Annotated in this window: 18 protein-coding genes and 1 tRNA gene; 9 read left to right on the top strand and 10 right to left on the bottom strand. The window is 69.9% G+C overall.

The annotated features are described in order from the left end of the window. Positions 1–12 precede the first annotated feature (12 nt). The 4 genes from hpaD to YWM_RS0115590 are packed head-to-tail and all read right to left on the bottom strand — an operon-like array spanning position 13 to position 4892. On the bottom strand, positions 13–1173 hold the full coding sequence (hpaD, locus tag YWM_RS0115575) for a 3,4-dihydroxyphenylacetate 2,3-dioxygenase (protein ID WP_028851479.1): 1161 nt from the start codon (positions 1171–1173) through the stop codon (positions 13–15). A gap of 1 nt (position 1174) precedes the next feature. Beyond that, positions 1175–2695, bottom strand: a complete 1521-nt coding sequence (gene hpaE, locus YWM_RS0115580) for a 5-carboxymethyl-2-hydroxymuconate semialdehyde dehydrogenase (RefSeq protein WP_028851480.1) — start codon at positions 2693–2695, stop codon at positions 1175–1177. Positions 2696–2712: 17 nt separating this feature from the next. Then, positions 2713–3408 (bottom strand): GntR family transcriptional regulator, encoded by a 696-nt coding sequence (locus YWM_RS0115585; protein WP_028851481.1) that lies wholly within the window; start codon positions 3406–3408, stop codon positions 2713–2715. Then, a complete protein-coding gene (locus YWM_RS0115590; protein WP_043661380.1) occupies positions 3405–4892 on the bottom strand; it encodes a fumarylacetoacetate hydrolase family protein in 1488 nt (495 codons plus the stop codon). Before YWM_RS0115590 ends, YWM_RS0115585 begins: the two co-directional genes overlap by 4 nt. 147 nt (positions 4893–5039) lie before the next feature. Between YWM_RS0115590 and YWM_RS0115595 the strand changes: the two genes are divergently transcribed. From YWM_RS0115595 to YWM_RS0115605, 3 genes are all read left to right on the top strand, one after another. Then, positions 5040–6410, top strand: coding sequence for an MFS transporter (locus YWM_RS0115595; protein WP_028851483.1), 1371 nt, complete (start codon positions 5040–5042; stop codon positions 6408–6410). A 67-nt stretch (positions 6411–6477) separates the two neighbouring features. Next, complete coding sequence (locus YWM_RS0115600) at positions 6478–8373, top strand: FAD-binding monooxygenase (RefSeq protein WP_028851484.1); 1896 nt, start codon at positions 6478–6480, stop codon at positions 8371–8373. 70 nt (positions 8374–8443) lie between these two features. Beyond that, on the top strand, positions 8444–10129 hold the full coding sequence (locus YWM_RS0115605; RefSeq protein WP_028851485.1) for a thiamine pyrophosphate-binding protein: 1686 nt from the start codon (positions 8444–8446) through the stop codon (positions 10127–10129). Here YWM_RS0115605 and YWM_RS0115610 read toward each other — a convergent pair whose 3' ends face one another. Further along, entirely contained in the window at positions 10130–11107 is a 978-nt protein-coding gene (locus tag YWM_RS0115610; protein ID WP_028851486.1) for a glucosyl-3-phosphoglycerate synthase, read from the bottom strand. Positions 11108–11903: 796 nt separating this feature from the next. Between YWM_RS0115610 and YWM_RS25325 the strand changes: the two genes are divergently transcribed. Continuing rightward, positions 11904–12359, top strand: coding sequence for an antitoxin (locus tag YWM_RS25325; protein ID WP_052344961.1), 456 nt, complete (start codon positions 11904–11906; stop codon positions 12357–12359). Positions 12360–12396: 37 nt separating this feature from the next. On the opposite strand, the gene YWM_RS0115625 is transcribed toward YWM_RS25325, so the two are convergent. After that, positions 12397–13392: a prephenate dehydrogenase gene (locus YWM_RS0115625; protein WP_245566066.1), complete on the bottom strand. Its 996-nt coding sequence runs from the start codon at positions 13390–13392 to the stop codon at positions 12397–12399. A gap of 122 nt (positions 13393–13514) precedes the next feature. Here YWM_RS0115625 and YWM_RS0115630 point away from each other — a divergent pair, with 122 nt between their 5' ends. From YWM_RS0115630 to YWM_RS0115645, 4 genes are all read left to right on the top strand, one after another. Further along, positions 13515–13997: a tRNA adenosine deaminase-associated protein gene (locus YWM_RS0115630; RefSeq protein ID WP_028851488.1), complete on the top strand. Its 483-nt coding sequence runs from the start codon at positions 13515–13517 to the stop codon at positions 13995–13997. 2 nt (positions 13998–13999) lie between these two features. Then, a complete protein-coding gene (locus YWM_RS0115635) occupies positions 14000–14467 on the top strand; it encodes a nucleoside deaminase (protein ID WP_028851489.1) in 468 nt (155 codons plus the stop codon). Between the two features lie 92 nt (positions 14468–14559). Next, a complete protein-coding gene (locus YWM_RS0115640; protein ID WP_028851490.1) occupies positions 14560–14778 on the top strand; it encodes a hypothetical protein in 219 nt (72 codons plus the stop codon). Between the two features lie 92 nt (positions 14779–14870). Further along, positions 14871–14958 (top strand) — tRNA-Ser (locus YWM_RS0115645). A 164-nt stretch (positions 14959–15122) separates the two neighbouring features. Here the strand turns inward: YWM_RS0115645 and YWM_RS0115650 are convergent. After that, complete coding sequence (locus tag YWM_RS0115650) at positions 15123–15929, bottom strand: hypothetical protein (protein ID WP_156914802.1); 807 nt, start codon at positions 15927–15929, stop codon at positions 15123–15125. A gap of 266 nt (positions 15930–16195) precedes the next feature. Between YWM_RS0115650 and YWM_RS0115655 the strand changes: the two genes are divergently transcribed. Beyond that, the gene (locus YWM_RS0115655; protein ID WP_043661385.1) at positions 16196–17044 is read left to right on the top strand and encodes a hypothetical protein; all 849 of its coding nucleotides are present in this window, start codon (positions 16196–16198) and stop codon (positions 17042–17044) included. Between the two features lie 5 nt (positions 17045–17049). Here the strand turns inward: YWM_RS0115655 and YWM_RS26245 are convergent, their stop codons facing one another. From YWM_RS26245 to YWM_RS0115670, 3 genes are all read right to left on the bottom strand, one after another. Continuing rightward, positions 17050–17211 carry a hypothetical protein gene (locus tag YWM_RS26245; RefSeq protein WP_156914803.1) on the bottom strand — a complete coding sequence of 54 codons (162 nt, stop codon included), beginning with the start codon at positions 17209–17211 and terminating at the stop codon, positions 17050–17052. A gap of 593 nt (positions 17212–17804) precedes the next feature. After that, positions 17805–20000 (bottom strand): FtsX-like permease family protein, encoded by a 2196-nt coding sequence (locus tag YWM_RS0115665; protein WP_028851493.1) that lies wholly within the window; start codon positions 19998–20000, stop codon positions 17805–17807. After that, positions 19997–20713 carry an ABC transporter ATP-binding protein gene (locus tag YWM_RS0115670; protein ID WP_245566067.1) on the bottom strand — a complete coding sequence of 239 codons (717 nt, stop codon included), beginning with the start codon at positions 20711–20713 and terminating at the stop codon, positions 19997–19999. Before YWM_RS0115670 ends, YWM_RS0115665 begins: the two co-directional genes overlap by 4 nt. Positions 20714–20867 lie beyond the last annotated feature (154 nt).

Consider the following 20867-nt stretch of genomic DNA (forward strand, 5'->3'; position numbering starts at 1 on the left):
TCAGCGGGCCGATCAGAGCTGGTGGCCCAGCTTGTACTCGCCCTGCTTCCATTCCGGCAGCGGCTTGTCGTCGTCTTTACGGGTGTAGGAGAACCCGTCGGCGCCGATCGTCACCGCCATCTCCGACGAGTCGGTGCGCGCGACGACCGGCTTCGGGTTGCCGTCCAGGTCGAGCACGAGCGAGGCCTCGGTGTACCAGCTGGGCACGACCGGGTTGCCCCACCAGTCACGCCGCTGGTTGTCGTGCACGTCCCACGTGACGACCGGGTTGTCCGGGTCGCCGGTGTAGTAGTCCTGCGTGTAGATCTCCACCCGGTGACCGTCCGGGTCGCGCAGGTACAGGTAGAACGCGTTCGACACGCCGTGACGGCCGGGACCGCGCTCGATGCAGTCGGACCGCCGCAGCGCGCCGAGCTTGTCGCAGATCGCCAGCACGTTGTGCTTTTCGTGCGTGGAGAACGCGACGTGGTGCATGCGCGGGCCGTCGCCGCCGGTCATCGCGGTGTCGTGCACGGTCGGCTTGCGCCGCATCCACGCCGCGTACACCGTGCCCTCGTCGTCCTGGATGTCCTCGGTGACGCGGAACCCGAGGTTCTGCAGGTACGACACCGCGCGCGGCACGTCCGGGGTGACCTGGTTGAAGTGGTCCAGCCGCACCAGCGCACCCGGCGTGTACAGGTCGTACCGCCAGGCGAGCCGCTCGACGTGCTCGACGTCGTAGAAGAACTCGTACGGGAAGCCCAGCGGGTCCTCGACACGTACCGAGTCGCCGACGCCTTTGACCCAGCCCTCCTTGCGACGCTCGACGCGGCAGCCGAGTTCGGAGAACCAGGCGACGGCCTTGTCCAGGTCCTCCGGCGAGCGCACGCGGTAGGAGAACGCGGCGGTGGCGGGCACCGGGCCCTGGCGCAGCACGAGGTTGTGGTGGATGAATTCCTCGAGCGTGCGCAGGTAGATCGTCTCGTCGTCCTCCTCGGTGACCACCAGGCCGAGCACGTCGACGTAAAACTCCCGCGCCGCGGCGAGGTCGCTGACCACCAGCTCCATCGACGCGCAGCGGATGATGTCCGGTGGCGGCACCGACGGCTTCGGCACCGGGTTGTCGCAGACGATCGGGGCGTCCTGGGAGACGTAGAAGCCCGACGAGGTCAACGTTTTGTCGTTCCTGCTCATCTCACGCGTCCTTGCCGAACGTGGGGTTGTGCACCTTGCCGAGCGTGATGTGCACGGCTTGCTGGTGGGTGTAGAAGTCGATCGACCGGTAGCCGCCCTCGTGGCCGAGGCCCGACGCCTTGATGCCGCCGAACGGTGTGCGCAGGTCACGCACGTTGTTGCTGTTCAGCCACACCATGCCTGCGTCGATCGCGTGGGCCACGTTGTGCGCGCGCTTGAGGTCGTTGGTCCACACGTAGGCGGCCAGCCCGTACTTGGTGTCGTTGGCCAGGCGGACCGCTTCCTCGTCGGAGTCGAACGGGGTGATCGCCACGACCGGGCCGAAGATCTCCTCCTGGAAGATCCGCGCGGTCGGCGGCACGTCGGCGAACACGGTCGGTTCGACGAAGTTGCCCTCGCCGAATTCCGCCGGGCGACCGCCGCCTGCGAGCAGCTTGCCTTCGCTCTTGCCCAGCTCGATGTAGCTCATCACCTTGTCGAAGTGCTCCGGGTGCACCAGCGCGCCCACCTCGGTGGTGGGGTCGTGCGGGTACCCGACCCGCACGCGCTTGGCCTGCGCGGCGTAGCGCTCGACGAAGGTGTCGTAGACCTCGCGCTGCACGAGGATGCGCGAGCCCGCGGTGCAGCGCTCGCCGTTGAGCGAGAACACCCCGAAGATCGTGGCGTCGACGGCCGCGTCCAGGTCGGCGTCGGCGAACACGATCGCCGGGCTCTTGCCGCCGAGCTCCATGCTCAGCCCCTTCAAGTGGGGTGCGGCGTTGGCGAAGATGATCTCGCCGGTGCGGCTTTCCCCGGTGAACGAGATCAGCGGCACGTCAGGGTGCTTGACCAGCGCGTCCCCCGCCTGCTCGCCGATGCCGTGCACGAGGTTGAACACGCCCTGCGGCAGCCCGGCCTCTTCGAAGATGCCCGCCCACAGCGACGCCGACAGCGGGGTGAACTCGGCCGGCTTGAGCACCACGGTGTTGCCGGTCGCGATCGCCGGTGCCAGCTTCCAGGACTCGAGCATGAACGGCGTGTTCCAGGGCGTGATCAGCCCGGCGACACCGACCGGCTTGCGGTTGACGTAGTTGACCTGCCTGCCCGGCACCTTGTAGGCGTCGTCGGCCTGCGCGACCACCAGGTCGGCGAAGAACCGGAAGTTCTCGGCCGCGCGGCGGGCCTGGCCGAGCGCCTGCGTGATCGGCAGCCCGGAGTCGAACGACTCGAGCTCGGCCAGCCGCTTGTCGCGGGACTCGACGATGTCGGCGATCCGGTTCAGCACCCGGGCGCGCTCGCGCGGCAGCATGCGCGGCCACGGTCCTTCGTCGAACGCGCGGCGCGCCGCCTGCACGGCTCGGTCGACGTCCGCCGCACTGCCCGCCGCGCACTGCAGGTACGTGGTGTTGCCGACCGGTTCGAGCACACCGAACGTGGCGCCGTCGAGCGAGTCGACGTGCTCGCCGTCGATGTAGTGCTGGATGCGGTCGGGCAAGTCCTCCGGGACGTGCCGCGCGGCGGCGGAGGGATTGTCGGTGCTCATGCGGATACCTCCTGACGTCACAGCTCGGGCATTCCGACCGGCTGATCGGGGTGGTTGTGGCTCAGCAGCGCCTGCAGCGTGCCGGCACGGTGGCGGCGCATGGTGTGTTCGATCTCGTGCGTGGGGGCGCCGCGTTCGAGCAGGTCGAGCAGCTCGTCGTGCTCGCGAACCGACTCGCGCGCCCGCTCGGGCACGAACGTGAAGATCGAGTCGCGCATGTTGCCCAGCCGGGCCCACTCGGCGTCGATCAGCTCGACGAGCCGCTGATTGGGGCATGCGCGGTAGAGGATCGCGTGGAACTGCTGGTTGAGGACGGTGAAAGCGTGCGGATCGAACGCACGCCGCGGTTCGAGCGTCCCGCGCAGGCGCTCGTTGGCCTCGCGGGCACGCCGCAGGTCCTCCTCGGTGAGCGACGACGCGGCCAGCGCGACCGCAGCTGCTTCCATCAGGCTCAGCGTCTGCATGCTCGCGCTGTAGCGGTCCTCGTCGAGCATCGCGACGTGCGCGCCGACGTTGCGCTCGAACGTGACCAGGCCTTCGGCCTCCAGCTGCCGGATCGCCTCACGGACCGGCACCACGCTCATGTCCAGCTCGGCCGCGATCGTGCCGAGCACGAGCCGGTAGCCGGGGGTGAACTGGTGGTTGAAGATGCGCTCCTTGATCCACTGGTAGGCGCGCTGCGACTTGCTGATCTTGATTTCGGTGTCGGTCACTGCCCCCGCTCCCGTTCGTAGCGGGCGCGCCACGCGGCGTTCATCGGGAACAGCCCCTCCACCGGTTCACCCTTGGCGACCTGCTCAGCGATCCAGGCGTCCTCTTCCTCCTGCGCCAGCGCGGCGTCGACGACCTCCTCGACGAGTGCACGCGGGATGACGACCACGCCGTCGTCGTCGCCGACGATGACGTCACCTGGCTGCACGGTGGCGCCCCCGCAGGCGATCGTGACGTCGCTGTCCCACGGCACGTGCTTGCGGCCGAGCACCGCGGGGTGCCTGCCGGAGGAGAACACGGGCAGGATGTCGGCGACGGCCGCGGAATCCCGGACACCGCCGTCGGTGACCACGCCCGCCGCGCCACGAGCGCGGGCACGCAGCGCAAGGATGTCGCCGAGCGTGCCCGACCCGGGGTCGCGGCGCGCCTCGATGACGATGACCTCGCCTTCGCCGACGGTGTCGAAGCACCGCTTCTGCGCGTTGTAGCCGCCGCCGTGGTCGGCGAACAGGTCTTTGCGGTACGGAACGAAGCGCAGCGTGCGCGCGGTGCCGACGAGTTTGGTGCCCGGCCGCAGCGGAGCGACGCCGTCGATCGACACCTCGTTCAGGCCACGCTTGCGCAGCTGAGCGGACAGCCCAGCGGTCGGCGCGGCCTCGAGCTTGGCGCGCAGCGCGGGGTCGAGGCCCTTCGGCGGCAGGCCCGCCGCCTCGCGGGAGCCCCATGCCTCCTCGCGCTGCCGGTCGTCGACCTGCGGCAGCGACCCGAGCGCAGGATCGAACGCGGTCTGGCCTGCCACCACGGTCGTGACGAGCCGTCCCGTGGTCGCGCCGCTGGCCGGTTCGTCGACCTCGACCTCCACCACGTCGCCGGGACCGATGACGCTCGAACCCGCGGGCGTGCCGGTCAGGATGACGTCACCGACCTCGAGCGTCATGTGTTGCGACAGGTCGGCCACCAGCTGCGCGAGCGGGAACAGCAGCTTCGCCGTGGTGTCCTCCTGCACGAGGTCGCCGTTGACCCAGGTCCGCACGCGGAGCCCGGCCGGGTCGAGCGCGGCGGCGTCGAGCAGCGCCGGGCCGATCGGGGTGTACCCGTCGCGGCCCTTGGACCGCACGTTGGATCCCTTGTCGACGGCGCGCAGGTCGTAGACGCCGAGGTCGTTGGAGGCCGTCACCCAGCCGACGTGCCGCCAGGCGTCGGCGACCGAAACGTGCCGCGCCTCAACGCCGATCACCAGCGCGATCTCGCCCTCGAACGCGAGCAACTCGGTGCCCGCGGGGCGTTCGACGGTGCTCCCCGACGGCGCGACCGAGCTGGACGGCTTGAAGAAGTACGACGGATGGGCCGGGCGACGTCCACGCTGCTCGGCGCGCGAGGCGTAGCTGAGGTGGACGGCCACGATCTTGCCGGGTCTGCGCGGCAGCACCCCGAAACGGCCATCGCCCGCGCCGTCCCCGGTGACCTCCTGCGGCGTTGCGGTCATGAGTTCCTTTCGGCCTTGTTTTGTATCCGAAATCGTATACGATACCTCCGCCAGACGGGCAAACGTGACCACCTGTCCGGGCCACGACACGCAGAACCTCACCCCGTCGATTGACACCGACGTCACGACACCCCAGTGGGAGTTCCCATGAACACCTCGGACGCCACCAACGGCGGTGGCATCAGCCAGCGGGAGCGGCGCCGCGTCGTCGCTGCCACCATCGTCGGCACCACGGTCGAGTGGTACGACTTCTTCATCTACTCCTCGGCGGCCGCACTCGTGCTGCCTGCGCTGTTCTTCGAGGGCCTCAGCGGTGCCGCGGCAACGATCGTCGGCTTCACCACGGTCGGCATCAGCTTCCTGTTCCGCCCGCTCGGCGCCGCCATCGCCGGTCACCTCGGCGACCGCTACGGACGCCGGCTCGTCCTCGTCTTCACGCTCGTGCTCATGGGTGCCTCGACCGCGCTGATCGGCGTGCTGCCCACCTACGAGACCGCGGGCGCGATCGCGCCGATCCTGCTGATGCTGCTGCGCATCATGCAGGGCATCTCGGCAGGCGGTGAGTGGGGCGGCGCCGCGCTCATGGCGTGCGAACACGCACCGGTGGCCAAGCGCGGCCTGTTCGGCGCGGGCCCGCAGATCGGCGTCCCGCTCGGGCTCATCGGCGCGGCGGGGGCGATGGCGATCATGAGCCAGCTCGCTCCCGGCGACGAATTCCTGACGTGGGGCTGGCGCATCCCGTTCCTGCTGTCGATCGTGCTCATCGGTGTCGGCTACTACGTGCGCCGCAAGGTCGAGGAAACCCCGGTCTTCACCGAGATCGCCAAGCGCGCCGCACAGAGCAAGACCCCGATCGTCCAGTTGTTCCGCAAGCACACCGTGCTGGTGCTGCTCGCCGCGTTGGTGTTCGCGGGCAACAACGCGGTCGGCTACATGACCACCGGACCGTTCCTGCAGAACTACACGATCAACCCGGACGGCCCGCTCGGCCTGCCGCGCAGCGACGTGCTGTGGACGGTGGTCGGCGGTGCCGTGGTGTGGCTGGTGTCCACCCTGGTGGCCGGCTGGATCAGCGACCGGCTCGGCCGCCGCAACACGTTCACCCTCGGCTGGGTGCTGCAGGCGATCGGCGTGCTCGCGCTGTTCCCGCTCATCCACATCGGCTCGATCGGTTCGGTGTTCGCCGCGTTCGCCGTGCTCAGCGTGGGGCTCGGCTTCACGTACGGCCCGACGTCGGCCTACTACGCCGAGCTGTTCCCCGCCTCGATCCGGTTCTCCGGCGTCTCGATCGCCTACGCCATCGGGTCGATCGCGGGTGGCGCGTTCGCCAGCACGATCGCGCAAGCGCTGCTGGAGGCCACCGGCGGCACCGGGGCGGTGACCGTCTACCTGCTCGGCATGACCGCCGTCGGGCTCGCCGCGACCCTGCTCATCCGCGACCGCACCGGCATCCCGCTGGGCACCGAACACGAGGCCGAACAGGCCGCAAGCCCCATCATGGGAGCAAGCCGGGCGTGAGCCGGTCGTCCCGGGGGCACGGCCGCACCGCGGCCGTGCCCCTGACAAGCAGCAGTAAGGAGCAAAGATGCAGTTCCACCACCACGGCTACGTCTCCGGCGACCCGCGCGTGCTGCCCGCTGCGGGTACCGGCGTCGACCGGCCGACGGAGCTGCCCGACGAAATGGACGTCCTCATCGTCGGCTCCGGCCCCGCCGGCATGCTGCTGGCCGCACAGTTGTCGCAGTTCCCGCAGGTCGTCACGCGCATCATCGAACGGCGGGACGGCCGGTTGCGGCTCGGCCAGGCCGACGGCATCCAGCCGCGCAGCGTGGAGACGTTCCAGGCGTTCGGCTTCGCCGAACGGATCATCGCCGAGGCCTACAACATCGGCTGGATGAATTTCTGGAACCCGGATCCGGACGACCCGAGCCGGATCGTCCGCACCTCGCGAACCGAGGACTACGGGTTCAAGATCAGCGAGTTCCCGCACCTGATCGTCAACCAGGCGAGGGTGCTGGACTACTTCGCGGAGGCCGCCCGCAACGGGCCCGGGCGGATCGTGCCGGACTACGGCGTCGAGATGGTCGACCTGAAGGTGACCGACGACGGCGAGTACCCGGTCGAGGTCTCGGTCCGCTACACCGCGGGTGAGCGTGAGGGCGAGACCCGCGTCGTGCGGGCCAAGTACGTCGCGGGCTGCGACGGCGCACACAGCCGGGTGCGTGACGCGATCGGCCGCAAGCACGTCGGCGACTACGCCAAGCACGCCTGGGGCGTGATGGACGTGCTGGTCAACACCGATTTCCCGGACTGGCGCATCAAGTGTGCGATCACCTCCAGCGCGGGCAACATCCTGCACATCCCGCGCGAGGGCGGCTACTTGTGCCGGATGTACATCGACCTCGGCGAGGTCGAACCGGAGGACTTCGACCAGGTCAAGCGGACGCCGATCGAGGAGATCATCCGGCGCGCGAACAAGATCCTGCACCCGTACTCGCTCGACGTGCGGGAAGTCGCCTGGCACAGCGTCTACATCGTCGGCCACCGGGTGACCGACAAGTTCGACGACGTCCCGGAGGGCTCGGACCGCACCCCGCGGGTGTTCCTCACCGGCGACGCCTGCCACACGCACAGCGCGAAGGCCGGGCAGGGCATGAACGTGTCGATGCAGGACGGCTTCAACCTCGGGTGGAAGCTCGGCCTGGTGGTCAGCGGCCGCAGCCCGGAGTCGCTGCTGGCGACGTACTCGGCGGAGCGCCAGCCGGTCGCCCAGCAGCTGATCGACTTCGACCGCGAGTGGTCGTCGCTGATGGCTCGCAAGCCGGAGGAGATCAGCGACCCCGACGAGCTGGCGCAGTACTACTTGGCGACCGCGGAGTTCCCGTCCGGGTTCATGACGAGATACGAGCCGTCGATGATCGTCGGCACGAACGACCACCAGCACCTGGCGACCGGGTTCCCGCTCGGCATGCGGTTCAAGTCGGCCAAGGTGACGATGGCTAGCGACGGCAATGTCATCCACCTGGGCCACCACGCGCGAGCCGACGGCCGCTGGCGGGTGTACGCCTTCGCCGACCGGCCGGGCCCCACCGAGCCGTCGGCGTTGCGGGACTGGGCCGAGTGGATGGGTACCGCGGACGACTCGCCGCTGCTGCGGCACACCCCACCCGACGAGGACCCGGACTCCGTGCTCGACGTCAAGGTCATCTACCAGCAGGGATACGACGAAGTCGACGTCACGCAGGTGCCCGCGGTGTTCCGCCCGAAGTCGGGCCCGCTCGGCCTGGTCGACTGGGAGAAGGTGTTCGCAGCCAAGCCGACCGTGTGGTGTGACACCGACATCTTCGACGAGCGTGGGCTGTCGCGCGACGGCGTGGTGGTCGTGGTGCGGCCGGACCAGTACGTCGCAGCGATCCTGCCGCTGACGGCGAAAGAAGAGCTGGCGGAGTTCTTCTCCCGTAGCCTGCTGCCGCAACGCTGACCCGCATTGCCCCACGCCGGTTCGCTCGGGCGACCCTCGGGCACCGGCTGAGAGACCCCGGAGGACTTGCGTGACCACGCTTTCCGCACACGTCGCCCACACCCTGTCCCGGCACGTAGACCACGTGTTCGGCGTGATGGGCAACGGCAACGCCCACCTCATCGACGCACTCGAGCGCGACACCAACGTCGGCTACACGCCGATGCGCCACGAGGTCGGCTGCGTCGTCGCCGCCGACGCCTACTTCCGGGCGTCCGGTCGGCTGGCGGCCGCGACCGCGACCTACGGCGCCGGGTTCACCAACACGATCACCGCGCTTGCCGAAGCCGCGCAGGCGCGGGTGCCGCTGATCGTCATCGCGGGCGAAGCGCCGACGTCCGGTCACCGCCCGTGGGACGTCGACCAGATCGCGCTCGCCTCGGCAGTGGGTGCGCGCACGTACACGGTGGGGCGAGCGGACGCGGGCGGCACGGTGATCCTCGCCGTCGAGCACGCCCTGAGTTATCGGGTGCCTGCGGTGCTCGCGCTCCCCTACGACGTCGTCAAGACCGAAGTGGTGACCACCTCGACCCAGGGTGGCGAGGTCGAGGCCGAGCCGCCCGAGCCACGTCTGCTGGAGCCGCTGCGTCCGACCGGCGCGTTCGCGCAGGCGCAGGTGCGCCGGTTCGCCGAGCGTTTGGCCGGCGCGCAGCGTCCGTTGCTGCTGGCCGGGCGGGGTGCGTGGTTGTCCGGCGCCGGGCCGGTGCTGCGGCAGATCGCCGACCGCTTGGGTGCGCTGACCACGACGACGGCGTTGGGGCGCGGTCTGTTCGACGACGCCTACGACCTGGGTGTGGCGGGCGGCTTCGGCGCGGATGGCGCGATGGACCTGGTGGCGCAAGCGGACGTCGTGCTCGTGGTCGGCGCCGGACTGAACCAGTTCACGATGCGGTTCGGGCAGCTGTTCGGCCCGGGCACCGAGGTGTTGCAGGTCGACGTCGCGCAGACCTCCACCCACCCGTTCGTCAGCGGCTACGTCCGCGGCGACGCGCGCGTGGTCTCCGAACAGCTGCTCGACGAACTGGAGCGCATCGAGGCCAAGCCGAGCGGCTGGCGGGAATCGGTCGACGTGACCGCCGCTCGCACCTACCACCCGGGTGAGGAACTGGCCCCGGACGGGCGGCTGGACCCGCGCAGCGCCGCCTGCCGGATCGCCGAGCTGCTGCCGGAGGACCGCGTGGTGGTCTCCGACGGCGGACACTTCATCGGCTGGGCGAACATGTACTGGCCGGTCGCCTCCCCGGACCGGATGATCATGGTCGGCACGGCGTTCCAGTCGATCGGGCTCGGCTTCCCCAGCGTCGCGGGCGCGGCCAGGGCGAAGCCGGAGTCGACGGTCGTGCTGACTACCGGTGACGGGGGCGGACTGATGGCGGCTGCCGACCTGGAGTCCGCGGTCCGGGTCGCTGGGGGCCGCGGCATGGCGGTGGTGTGGAACGACGGCGCGTACGGCGCTGAGGTGCACGTCTACGGTCGGCAGGGTCTGGCGCGCGAGCCGATGGTGATCGACGAGGTCGACTTCGCTGCGCTTGCCCGGGCAGTCGGCGCGCAGGGTGTCGTCGTACGCACCCTCAAGGACCTCGATGCGCTGGCCGAGTGGCGTGCCCGGTCGCCGCAGGAGCGTCCGTTCCTGCTGCTCGACCTGCGGGTGTCGCCCGAGGTCGTGGCGCCGTACCAGGAAGAGATCCTGCGGGCCAACAGCTCCCGTCCGGCCTGATCAAGCGGTGCGGCTGCGCAGTGAGCGCAGCGGCGGGCGGGCGTCCATGGTCAACTCCCTGACCACCGGATCGGCGCCGTGCCGGAACTGGGTGAGCGTGGTGGCCGGGCCGTCGACCGGAATCATCCGGCCGTAGCGCTCCAGCCGGTCGTTGACGGTCAGCATGATCTGGCTTGCCATCACCCCGAGGTCCCGCAGCGACTGGTGGCGGTGTTTGCGCTGGCCGAGGTCGACCTGGGCCAGTGCGTCCAGGCCGTAGCGCTCGTGCAAATCGATGAGGTGACCGATCTCCACGCCGTAGTGCGCCATGAACGGGATCTGCTCGAGGGCCTCGCGCCTGCCCGCGTACTCCCCGGCGAGCGGCTGCACGAACCCGGCGAGCGACGGCCAGTGCATGTTCAGCAGCGGTCGCGCGACCAGCTCGGTGACCCGGCCGCCGCCGTCGGGCTGCACCTCGCCGTCCCCGACGAACGGCCTGCGGTAAAAGCCTTTGACGTAGACGACGGACTCGTCGGCCAGCAGCGGCCCGAGCAGTCCGGTGACGTACGTGGCGGAGAATTCGCGCAGATCGCCGTCGACGAAGACCACCAGGTCGCCGGTGGATGCGGCCATGCCCTTCCACAGCGCCTCGCCCTTGCCCTGCATCGGCGGCAGCTGAGCGAGTACCTCCTGCTCGGCCACCACCGTCGCCCCGGCCTGCGCCGCCACGCGGGCGGTGTCGTCGGTCGAGCGGGAGTCGACCACCACCAGCTCGTCGACCAGCCCGGCACGGTCGACGAGTTCGCCGCGAATGGTTCGGACGATCTCGCCCACGGTCGACGCCTCGTTGCGGGCAGGGATGACCACGCTGACGGTGGCGGCACCCTTGAGCGACAACAGCTTCTCCACCGGCCAGTCGGACGCGTGGCTGCTCCGGCGCCGCAACCACTGATCGACCTGCCACGACACTGCGGGCCTGCGCGTTGCCTGATCCGTCATCTCGGCCTCCCGTCGTCTGCCGTCGGATCGATCGCCGACGGCCAGTGCCGCAACAGTGGGTGATGCGAGTTTCCCGCCCGCGCCCGCGGAGGAACGGCCGTGTTACGGCGTGGCCGTCGGTGGAAACCAACCGCGCGAAAAGGATTTACCCGTCCGCGCGTCGCACCCCAACCTCCAGCCACCGACCGGAGGTTCAGCCCACATCGGTTCTCGACGGATTCTTCTGTGCCGCCTGCACGAGCAACACGCCGGGGAGCAGGAAGACGAGGAACGGCGACCGGCCGAGCAGGACGCCGGCAACCAGTCCCCATACTCCCGGCGCCCAACCCAAGGCGGCGGGCACCGCAGTGCCACGCCCTGCGCGACCAGATCCAAGCGTGGATCGAGGCCACGGGACTCGCCGGCGAAGGCCGCGCCGATGAGCTGAGCATCGTCCTGCTCGACATGGCCATGGGCATCCACCAGCAGTGGCGCATCGCCCCGGACGCCGTCGACCTGGAGCGCGCGTATGCCGCCGCAGGCACCCTGTTGCGCGGCCGCGGCGCGACCGAATGAAATCCGCAGCCGCGGAGATTAATCCGCCCGCTCAGTGGGGAACCCGGTCCTACGGCGTCCCCTCCGGGCGGGTGACCTCGCGTTGCGGGGATCCGCGTGCACGGTTGGGATGGACGAAGACGGGAGCCGACACCGCGCGGCGGAGCCCGGGTGACAGGGAGTGAAGCGTCACCCGGGCTCATCCCGCGGCGGCGGACGACAGCCCCGGCACCTGCCGGGGAGAAGAGAGGAAGTGCACGCCATGGTCGACTTCGGCAAGCTCGCCAACAAGGCCAAGGAGGCGTTGAGCCAGCACGGCGACAAGGTCAGCGGCGGGATCGACAAGGCGGCAGGCTTCGCCAAGAACAAGTTCAAGGGCAAGTCGGAGACCATCGACAACGTCGCCGAGAAGGCCAAGAACTTCGTGGAAGGCCAGGGCAACGCCGACGGACCCGGCCAGGCGGGCAAGAGCGGGAGTCACTCAGAGGCGCCACGCCACACCAGCGGCTCCAGCGGGCAGAGCGGCCCCACCCCAGGGCCACGCCCGCAAAGCGCAAGTCACACCGAGGCCCCACGCCACACCAGCGGCTCCGGCGAGCAGAGCCGCCCCACCCCAGGGCGGCCAGGCGCGCAAGGCGCATCGGACAAGCCCGGTGGCGGCCCTAAGCCGGGCAGCCCCCACGAAGGCCACGGCCCGACCGGACCGTCCAGCTCGTAGCGACCCTCAGCACGCAGCGATCAGGCTGCCGGCCGCGTCACCGCGGGTCGGCAGCCTGATTCGTCACCGGGACTCGCCCCAACGCCGTACTTCCCTCCACTGCGGTCACGCGACCACCCTGCTCCCCCAGCGCCAGCAACGCATCCGAGGCGTCCTGCGCTCGCAAGTCGATGCGAACCGACGTGTAGTCCGCTGAGCGCATAGTGGCCAGCGCCTGTGCTCCGGCATGCCCGGCTTTGATGGTCGCCCCCAGCGAGCCCGTCGACGCGAGCGAGCCACGCGCCGCGCCCAGCATCCCCAAAGCAGTGTCCAACGCCGGCAGCAGCGCGGCCCGGTTGCCTTCCGTCATCGCTCGCACGAGCTCCACCCGCGACCCGGCAACCCGCGTGCCATCGGCGAACGAGCCTGCGGCCAGGGACAAGGTCAACGGACCACCTTCCGCGCCGATCGCGGCCAGGACGGCGGCCAGCACGTGCGGCAAATGCGAGATACGGGCGACCGCGGCGTCGTGGAGCTCCGCCGTGACCGGTACGACCTGCGCGCCGAACTCCACGGCCAGCTGCGCGATCTCCGCCCACCACGTCAACTCGGTGTCGTGGGCCAGACACAACGCCCACGCCGCACCGGCGAACAAGTCGGCCTTGCCCGCGGGCCAGCCCGACTCGGTCGTCCCCGCCATCGGATGCCCGCCGACGAAGCGGGCCTCCGGCGCGAGCCGGCGCACCGACTCCTGCACCGGCTGCTTCACGCTGACCGCGTCGGTGAGCAGCACACCCGGGGCGTGTTCCGCCACTTGGCGCAGCACGGCGTCGACCGCGGTCAACGGGACCGCGAGCACCACGATCGCGTCCCGCTCGGCGGCCCTGGCCAGCGCGTCGGGCAGCGAGGTCGTGGCGTCGAAGCCGTCCGCCCTGGCCGCCGCGACGTCCTCGTCCGAGGCGGCCGCGCCCCAGACTTGCCGGTCCGCCTTCGCCGCGGCACGCAGCACCGAACCACCGATCAGGCCGAGTCCGACCACACATACGTCGCGCACAGTGCGCCAGTCTGCCCGATACCACGGACATCGTGCCCGTCGGCCGTCCTGCTTGATCTCGCGCGAACTGCGGTTTCGTCCTACCGTTGCGTGATGACGGCTGCGGTCACCGAAGGCACGCCATGAACGCTCGAGAACCGGTTGCCGGTTTCGCGATCGAGGCTGCGCTGGAAGGCGGCAGGTGGTGGTGCAGGCCCCTGCCGAACACCGCGCTGACCAGCTTGGACGCCGCATTGACCGAAGTACGCAAGGTCGCCGTGGAAGGCGCGGTGTTGGCGCTGCTCGGTGTCGACGACGAGTTCTTCGTGCTGATCCGGCCGGCCCCTGGTGGCGCCGAGCTCTTGTTGTCGGACGCCACGGCGGCGCTCGACTACGACATCGCCGCAGACGTGCTGGATATGCTGCGAGTGCCCACGCCTGACGAGGACGATGACGCGGTCTGGCCGGAAGGCGACCTCGCCATCGCTGCCGACCTGGGCCTGCCTGCCGAGGAGCTCGCGATGATCGCCGGTGACGAGGACTTGTATCCGGACGAGCAGCTGAGGATGATCGCGCAGCGCTGCGGCTTCGGCGAACAGTTCGACGAAGCGCTGCAACGAACCTGACGATGTACGAGGCCTATGAGGAAGCTGTCCGCGCCGCACTGGCCGAAGCGCGCACGGCGGGCAGCGACGATGTGCCGATCGGTGCTGTCGTGTTGGACCCGCACGGCGAGATCCTTGCCGGCGCGGCCAACGCGCGCGAGCGACTCGGCGACCCCACCGCGCATGCCGAGGTCCTCGCGCTCCGGCAAGCCGCGGCCAAGTGGGGTGACGGCTGGCGACTGGAAGGGTGCACGCTCGCGGTCACCGTCGAACCGTGCACCATGTGCGCCGGCGCCGCGGTGCTGTCCCGCGTCGCCCGGGTGGTTTTCGGCGCGTGGCAACCCCGCACCGGAGCGGTCGGCTCGTTGTGGGACGTGGTGCGTGATCGTCGGTTGAACCACCGGCCGGAGGTCGTCGGCGGCGTCCTGGAGCACGAGTGCGCCGAGCTGGTGGAGCGGTTCTTCGCCGACCACCGTGACACCTGCGGGTGAACGCTCGGCAAGGCTCGTCGCTTCCTGCTGGTTCGCCGGGCATGATCCGGTATCCCCCCGACCAACTCGATCCGAGTGGGAGAACAACCAGCATGAGCATCATCGACAAGGTCAAGGGCTTGTTCGGCGGAGCACGGGAGAAGGCGGCCGACGCCGTCGAAGCCGCCTCCGGCGTGGCGGAGTCCGTGGCCGAGAAGGCCAAGGAGGTCGGCAGCGACATCGCCGACAAGGCCAAGGAAGTGGGCGGCGGCCTCGCGGAGAAGGTCACCGGCGGCAAGGACTCCGGCGACCAGGACAAGTCCGCCGAATAGTCGCCCGGTCGAGGAGAGCGCCGGTCGCCGGCGACGGCGAAGGTGACCGCCCCCCTCGGACAGTGCGCACGCCGTCCGGTAGCCTATTCGGCGGTAGCGTGTCCGAGCGGCCGAAGGAGCTCGCCTCGAAAGCGAGTGAACGGTAACCCCGTTCCGTGGGTTCAAATCCCACCGCTACCGCGTTGGAAACGGGCCGGGCCCAGGCGGGTCCGGCCCGTTTCGTTTGCCGGTGTGGAGGGTTCGCCGAGACCGCGATGGCAGCCCAGGAGCCGATCCCGCCACGCGAACGCCAGGCGGCTCGCAGTGCCCTCGCAGTGTTCGGATGTGCAGTTCGGGCGTTCGCGTCAGCTCTTCCGTCCGACCGCACCCTGGTTCTCGTCGAAGATCTCCTGCTCCGGGCCGGTCAACGGAGTCCCGCACAGTTCGTCGCCGACCTTGCAGGTGTAGACGCCGATGATCGTGCCGGTACCGGACTCGCCGTCGACATCGGCGATCAGCGCCGTTCCGCTGGCGCCGCCGCCCGGCGCGTCGACGTCGTTGTCGCAGTAGCCGAACCGCCGGTTCTCCTGGAACTGCACCTGCGCCTGGCAGCTCATGTCGAGCACCTGGCCGCCCTCGTGCTCACCCGGGTAGCCGTAGACCTTGGCGTGCTGCGGCTCTGCGCCGGGGTTGGCGCAGTCGAAGCAGATCTGGTGACCGCCACCGACGACGTCCTCGATGTGCCTGCCCTCCTCGTCGGTCTCCAGCACGACGACGGCAAAGTCGTCGGTTGCCCGCTCGGACTCGACGTAGGCGTCCGGCACCACCCACTTCTTCGCCTGCCACGTGCCGAACGGCTGCTCGTCCTCGTGCAGGCCGGGGACGAACTCGACCAGGTCGGCCAACTCGCCTTTGTCGTTGTAGACGGCATGGCCCGCGCCGAGGATCACGTCGCCGCTCTCGCTGTCGACCACGGTCGCGGTGGAGATGACCCGGGCACCCTCGTCCTGACCGGGGAAGTGGGTGTACAGGCGGCCGATCGTGCCGCGGAGGTGCTCGTTGGCTTCCGCGGTCAGGGCCGGGTCCGACGGCTTGTCGACCTCGGCGTCGGCCAACGCCGTTCCGCAGGCGAGAACCAGTGCCGAAGCCGCGGTCGTCGTCGCGGCACCCAATCGGCCGAAAATCGTGGCAGTGTTTCTGTTCTTGTTGTGCATGTCCCCGACACGAAAATAGTTCCGCATTCAGTTCATGCGAAAATCAATTGATCGACCCGACCACGCTGAATATGTCCCACTTTCGTCGGGATACCGCGACGATCAACAGTTTTCCCGGATAGCGATTTTTTGTCCGGTTCCCGCACAAAGTAGCTACTCGTCCGTGGCGCGGCCCGCTATCGTGCCACACCTTTGGGTCAACCACGTACGGGAGGGCGACAACCGTGCATTCTGCACCGAAGGACAACAACCAGACACCTCCGCTCGGCAGGCGAGCGTTCCTCGGCGCGATCGGCGGTGTCGCCGCTGCTGGGGCCGCTACGCTGATGATCCCGCCCACGGTGAGCGCGGTCGCGCGGTCGGCCGGGACCGAACTCCCGGAGGGCATGCGGGCGCCGAAGTCGGCCGCGATGGTGTCGTTCAGCGACATCGACGGCACCCCGGTCTATTACTGGCGGTCGAACCCGGGAAATCAGGACCCGGTGACGTGGCAATGTACGCAGGAATTCCTCGACACACTCGTGGTGTGGATTCGCGAGCTGCGGTCGATCGCCCAGGAAGCCGGTTACGGAAATGTGCAATATCTCGTTTCCGCCGGGTTTTACGTGAACAAGGAGGGGCAGCACGGCGCGGGCACCGCGATGGATCTGGACGTCGTGCAATGGGACAGCGGTCAGGTCAGTTCACCGCTCGACGGCGACCACACGTCGAGCGATGACGCCGTGGCCCGCCGGTACCTGGGCGTCGAAGCGACGCTGCGGCGGCAGTTCTGCTACGTTCTGGACGGGTGGTACCCGAACCACCACGACCACTTCCACGCCGATTTCGCGAGCATGCCGCCGCTGTTGAGCACCAGCGGCGAGTCGGCGACGAACTTCGTCCAAGCCACCTGCAACCGATTCCAGGGTTCCGGCTTGGACATCGACGGCATCTGGGGTCCGAACACCCAGCGCGAGTACGAGCGCATGCTCGGCACGCTCGGCGTCACCGGCGATCCGACCGCGGACATCGAGGTCTATCGCGACCTGCTGCACAAGATCGCGGTCCACGGCTTCGCCAACACCCCGTTCTGACACCGTCAGAGCGCCACGCTGTGGTAGGCCGCCAGCCCGTGGGCGGTCTCCGGTTCGTCGTGCCACACCGGGGTCCGCTCGTGCCAGTCCTGCAGGTGGGGCGCGGCGGCCATGGCGACCAGCACCAGCAGGGCGACGGCGACGGCGATCAGCTGCAGAACGATCATGATGTGCTCCTCGTCCGGTGGGCCCCTCCGGCCCGATTGACTCAAGAATGCGGCAAAACACCAGGTCAGCGGATCGGTCGAGCGGTCATGACCACCTGGTCCCCTCGGCCGGTCGTGCCTCGGCCGAATGGCCGAGGCGGGCCGGGTGGCGGTCCGCCACGTGACCGGGAGGCGTGGGCGGTCACCGAGGGCACGGGCGGAGGGATGTGGCCGGGTCATCTCGGGCGGAGCCGGAAATGATCATGGGCGCGCGTCGTGCCCGGACAGCGAGCAGTCCCACGTCGCTCCGGCCGCGCACGCCCACGGACCGCCCCTCGGCGCCCGATTCCCCCGTCATCCCGACAGCACACGCGGGCCGCCCCTCGGCGCCCGACTCCCCCGTCATCCCGACAGCACACGCGGGCCGCCCCTCGGCGCCCGATTCCCCCGACGCCATCCCGACCATCACGCCGGCAATCCCTCAGGCCCCCGCGCCACCCGCGGCCGCCACGCAGGCAATCCCTCAGCGCCCGATCTCCGACGTCACCCCCAAGCGCACACGTGCGTGGGCCGGCCCTCCCCCGAGAAGGCCGGCCCACGCCGCACAAGAACCGCTACTCGTCGCTGAGCGGCTCCTGTCGCACCCGTCGCAGCGCAGGACCGCACACCGAGGCGGCGAGCACGGCGACGATCACCCCGACCACCACAGGGGCGAGCAACCACGGGCTCAACACGAGCTCCAACGGACTGTCGATCAACCCGAGCAGCATCACGCCGACGAACACCCCGGCGAGCCCGGCGCCGAACGTGGCGATCACCGCGGGCAGGGACGCCTCCACCCGCAGCGTGCGGGCGAGCACCGACATCTGCGTGCCTGCAGCGATCATGGCGCCGAAGGTGCGGCGTCGATCCATCACCGATCCCGCCGTCGCGATGGCCGCACTGCACCCGGCCAGCAACCCGGCGATGACGATCCCGATCGCGGTGACCCGGCGCAGCTCGTCGAGGTGGTTGCTGCCGTTGAGCACCAGGTCCTGGTCCGACGTCACCTGATTGCCCGCCGAACCGGCCACCATCGCGGTACGGATCGGGTCGCGGTTGGCATCCGTCGTCGCCACCGCGACGATCGACGACACCGGCTGCACGCTCTCCGGCACCAGCTCGGGGTCGATCAGCGCGACCGGTCGCGGCAGGTCCGCGGTCGGCACGTTCGTGGGGAGCGCCTTGATCTGGTCCCCGGATTCCGCCGCGATCCCCTTCGGGCGGGTCGGCATGCCGTAGACGGCAGGCTCGTTCCGGCACATCTGCGGCGAGAGGCCGAGCACCGGGGCCGCCTCCGCGCACCTACCGACGACCGCTCCGTACTCGGCTCCGTCGCTGTCGGTCAGCACGACCTCGTCCAGCCGCACGGCCCGCTCCTGCTGGCCGTAGCGCTTCAGCCGGTCGTCGATCTGCTTGACGATGTCGTCCGCGTGCTCGGCGCTGGTGAACGTCCGCAGCGTCGACGCGGCGAACATCGGATCCCGCGGCGCCAGCTCGGCGCCCTCGATCGTCGGCAGCAGGGTCAACGCCATGGTGCCGACGAACACCGCCAACACGACCCCCGAGGACGACCGGTAGGCGGCTTTCGGATCGGTGTGCAGCCGCCGCCCGGCGAGCAGCCCGGCGGGACCCCGCCACGACTTCACCAGTCCGCGCCCGACCACCGCGGTCACCCACGGACCGATGACGGTCGCCGAACCGATCAGCGCGGCCAGCGCGATCAGCACCACCGCGAGGCTTTCTCCGGAGCGCGCGGCGAACCAGAAGGCGGCGAGCGCCGCAGGCAGCGCGAGCACCCGCCACGCGCCGAGCGGCTTGTTCGGCGTGCTTCGGACCGCGCCGAGCGGGGTGATCACCACCCGTCGCAGGCCCAGCACGGCCGCACCGAGCACCAACAACGGCAGCACGACGACCGCGACGACGACGAGCCAGGTCGGCGTCGCCAAGTCGGCGGGATACCACTCACTGCCGTCCCACGGAACGCCCGACGCCCACCACCGGACCAGCGGGTTCACCACCACGCCGAGCACCACGCCGACGACCGTCGGAATAGCCAGCTCGGCGACCACCATGGCCACTACCTGCCGCGGCGTCGCGCCCGCTAACCGGAACGCGGCCAACCGCTGCTCCCTGCGGGTCGCGGTGAGGCGAGCGGCCGAAGCGACCAGCACCAGGCTGGGCACCAGCAACACCACCAGGCCGACCCCGGCGAGCAGTTCCAGTTCGTCGTCGGCGAATCCGAACGGGGTGGCGAACTCGTTGATCGGGTTGGCGTCGCCGATGCCGGTCGGCGACTGCCCCACCAGGGCGAACAGCTGATTGTCGTGCCTGAGTCCGTCGGATCCGATGACCCCGACGACCTTGCCGAAGCGCTCCCCGACCACCGAGGCCGGTTGGTCGTCGATGAGCTCCGCCAGCGCCGGCGACACCAGCGACTCACCGGGCCCCGGGAACTTGTCCACGCCGGGTGGCGGCGGCAGTTCGCCGTGCTGAGTCAGCGCGATGTCCATCCGCTCGATGATTTCCCCGGCCGCGCGGTCCCGACTGGTCTTGATCAGCGCTTTTGCCTCCTCGGGCGCGACCTCGGAAGTGACCGCGCCCTGCTGCCATGCGGTGCGCGCCTCGCGGGCGTCGACCGCGTACGGCAGCCCGAGCAGAAGCAGCACCAACGATGTCGCCACCGTGACACCGACCGCGGTCAGCAGCGCCGACGTCCGGGTGCGGCGATCGACCCGCAGCACCCGCAGTGCGATCCGGAACGCGTTCATGCGGTCAACACCGCCGACTCGATCTGGCCGTCCCGGATGGCGACGGAACGGGTGGCGCGGGCGGCCAGCTCCCGGTCGTGCGTGACGACCAGGATCGCCGCCTGGGTCTCCGCACAGATCTCCAGCAGCACGTTCATGATCTCCGCGCCGGTGCGGCTGTCCAGCTGGCCGGTCGGCTCGTCGGCGAACACCACCGACGGCTGGTGCGCGAGCGCCCGCGCGATCGCCACCCGCTGAGCCTGCCCGCCGGACAGCTCCCCCGGGAAGCTGCCGTAGCGGCCGGCCAGGCCCAGCCGGTCCAGCCAGTGGCGGGCGGCCTGCAGCGCCTGCCCGCGATCGGAGCCGCCCAGCAGCATCGGCAGCGCCACGTTCTCCTCGGCGGTGAGCTCGGCGACCAGCATTCCCTGCTGGAACACGAAGCCGAACTCGCTGCGGCGCAACAGACTGCGGCGCGCCTCGGACAGGTTGTCGATGCGCGATCCGCCCAGGTGAACCTCGCCGTGGTCGGCCGCGACGATGCCCGCCAGCACATGCAGCAACGTCGACTTGCCCGACCCGGACGGGCCGACGATCGCGACCGCCTCACCGCGCCGCACATCGATGTCGACACCGGCCAGCGCGCGATGCGGGCCGTAGTTCTTCACCAGGCGCCTGCCGGAGATGGCCGGCGGCGCGAGCACGTTCTGCACCGTGGATGGTTCCTGACCGAGCACATGAGCCTCCAAGTCGAGTGGGCTTGTCGACTCCAGAGCCTCGCGGTCAGCCGGGTGCGGACACATCGGGCGATAGGCCGCATGCGTGTGGTGTTGCCTCGGCCGAGTGACCGAGGCGGAATCGGCCGCAGAGCTGAGGGCATCCCCTCCGCGG

The organism is Thermocrispum municipale DSM 44069 (genome assembly GCF_000427825.1).
Lineage (GTDB): Bacteria > Actinomycetota > Actinomycetes > Mycobacteriales > Pseudonocardiaceae > Thermocrispum > Thermocrispum municipale.